Source organism: Streptomyces sp. NPDC059455, from assembly GCF_042750115.1.
GTDB lineage: Bacteria > Actinomycetota > Actinomycetes > Streptomycetales > Streptomycetaceae > Streptomyces > Streptomyces endocoffeicus.
The window spans coordinates 52,992-55,280 of record NZ_JBHYVB010000028.1 but is presented as its reverse complement, the minus strand read 5'-3'; the positions used below and the strand labels follow the sequence as shown (position 1 = coordinate 55,280).

Annotated in this window: 4 protein-coding genes; all 4 read right to left on the bottom strand. The window is 70.8% G+C overall.

Annotation, left to right across the window (positions count from 1 at the left end; genetic code table 11):
• Nucleotides 1-189: 189 nt before the first annotated feature.
• The gene (locus ACFXB5_RS12950) at nt 190-501 is read right to left on the bottom strand and encodes a hypothetical protein (RefSeq protein ID WP_137979441.1); all 312 of its coding nucleotides are present in this window, start codon (nt 499-501) and stop codon (nt 190-192) included.
• Nucleotides 498-860: a WhiB family transcriptional regulator gene (locus tag ACFXB5_RS12945; protein WP_020868576.1), complete on the bottom strand. Its 363-nt coding sequence runs from the start codon at nt 858-860 to the stop codon at nt 498-500. The genes ACFXB5_RS12950 and ACFXB5_RS12945 overlap by 4 nt, the downstream gene beginning before the upstream one ends.
• Before the next feature lie 115 nt (nt 861-975).
• Nucleotides 976-1,242, bottom strand: coding sequence for a hypothetical protein (locus ACFXB5_RS12940; RefSeq protein ID WP_385206249.1), 267 nt, complete (start codon nt 1,240-1,242; stop codon nt 976-978).
• 143 nt (nt 1,243-1,385) lie between these two features.
• Nucleotides 1,386-2,289, bottom strand: a 904-nt coding sequence (locus ACFXB5_RS12935; protein ID WP_385206246.1) for a 3'-5' exonuclease, incomplete at its 5' end; no start/stop codon positions are given.

The window sequence follows — 2,289 nt, the reverse complement described above, 5'->3', positions numbered from 1 at the left end:
CTCCCCCGCTCCGCCGTGGCTTGGGTGGGCTCGCCCGATCCACACGCCGATGGGGGGGGGCTCCTGTTTCACCGCTGCGGGCGCTCCCCCCCCCCCCCCCCCCTTCGTGGTCACGCGACGGGTCGGCGTAGGACCCGTCGGGGTGTGTTGTGTGTCAGCCCCGCCTCTGGCCGGTGCCGCACATCGTGGTCACTGCATGACCGCCATGGCCAGGGCGCGGCGGGCGCGGAGCGAGGCACGCTCCGCACGCCGCTGCATCCGGCGGGCGGCCGCGAGCCGAACGGCCTGCCGTTCGGACTCGGCCTCCTGCAGCCGGTCGTGCATATGCGCACGTGCCAGGGCTTCTTGCATGAGTTGCATCTCTCGGTTCCTGTTCTGGCGCGCCTCGGGCGCACCTGAGGTATCTGGTGCGGGGGTTTCGGAGACCGGTGGGGTCATCGTCGGGACCTGCTTCATGGGGTCGTGCGTCGCTGGGCGATCGATGGTGCCGATGGTGCTCATGCCGCAACCGGGTTCTTACGCGGGCGACCACGCGGCCGCTTGCGGGCCACCACCACGCCCTGGACGAAGAGCTCGCCGCCCCAGACACCCCAGGGCTCCCGGCGGTCCTTGGCACCGGCGAGGCATGCCTCCCGCAGCGGGCAGGTCTGACAGAGCGACTTCGCGTACTCGACGTCGGCCGGGGACTCGGCGAAGAAGACCTCCGGGTCGTACGAGCGGCACGGAACGGCTACACCCAGGTTCTCGATGGCCTCATCGAGTTCGGTGAGGGCGGTGAGCGGGGTCAAGGAGTCCTCCGAGGAGTCAGGCGGGCGGTTCAGGTCGGTCGATGCGGACGGGGCGTGTGCGTTGAGTTGCACGGTGTGTGTTCCTCGTCTCTTCGGTCCGGCTGGTGGCCGGGCTCTGGCAAATCAAAAGGGCCGCGGATCCCGGTGTGGGTTCCGCGGCCCTGGAAGGTGCCGACCTGATCCTGGATCAGGCTGGATAACTCCAGGGTTCGAGCCTGCGGAAGGCCCACGTCTTGTGGTGCTGCTGCGTCGTCCGGGATTCGGCACCATTGGCCGCAAAGGCATAGGCCATTGCCTGTGCCGCTGCTGCTACCGCAGGTGCCTGGATCGGTCGCTCGCTGAGGCGCGCCTCATCGGCGCCGGGCATACCGGTGCCAGGGAGGGCGGAGCCGAGCAGGCATGTGGCGACGACCGACCGATCGGCCTTTTTGATGGTGTTGATGAAGCTGATCACTGGTCTTCGCCTCCTCTCGGCGTCTCAGGGACCGGTCCGAAACCAGTCCGGGTGTTCAAGTACAACACGGAATCCTCGGCTCCTGGAAGGGCCGTTGTCCTCCGTGCTCGGAAGGCTATGGGTATGGCCTCCGCGCGCGCAAACTATTTTTCCGTCGAGTTTTGCCAAGGGTCACCCGAATGGCTTCCCCCGGCATCGCCGTCGCCCTCGTCGTCGAGTGCGGAGGGCAGTTCCCGGCCCGCGCACAACGCGAGAACATCGGCCCCGAACCGGTCCAGCTTGCGCCTTCCGACACCGGAGATGCGGGCGAGCTCCGGTTCGGTTCCCGGAACGGCCTCGGCGATCGCGAGCAGTGTCTTGTCGGTGAACACGCAGTACGCCGGCTGCCCCAGCAGCCCCGCCTGCTCAGCCCGCCAGTCGCGCAGCCGCTCATAGAGCGCCTCGTCCAGCTCGGACGGACAGCCCTCGCAGCGCATCAGCTTCATCTCGCCCGCGTCGGTCAGCGCCCGACCGCACACCCGGCAGTGGACCGGGCCGCGCCGCCTGCGCACCCCGCCGCCACCGCCCGGGGCCGCCGCCCCCCGCTCGATCCCGCCGCCCCCGCCCGGGGTGCGGGCGCCGATGGCCTGGGAGCCGGGCCGCAGCCCGTTGAGAAAACGGGTGGGGCGACGGGAGGCCCGGCCGCCCGGAGCCCGCGAGAGCGCCCAGGACAGCGTCAGATGGCGACGGGCGCGGGTGACCCCCACATAGAGCAGCCGGCGCTCCTCCTCGATCTGCTGCTCCGTCTTGGCGTAGGTGATCGGCACCATTCCCTCGGTGAGACCGACCAGGAAGACGGCGTCCCATTCGAGGCCCTTGGCCGCGTGGAGTGAAGCGAGGGTCACACCCTCGACGGTCGGGGCGTGCTGCGCCGCCGCCCGCTCATCGAGCTCCGCCACCAGATCGGAGAGCGTGGCCCCGGGGCGGGGCGCCCCCGTGTGAGTAGTCTGCCCCCCCCCCGCGCGCCGCGCTGCCCCCCGCGCGCGCCCCCCCCCCCCGCCCCGCCGC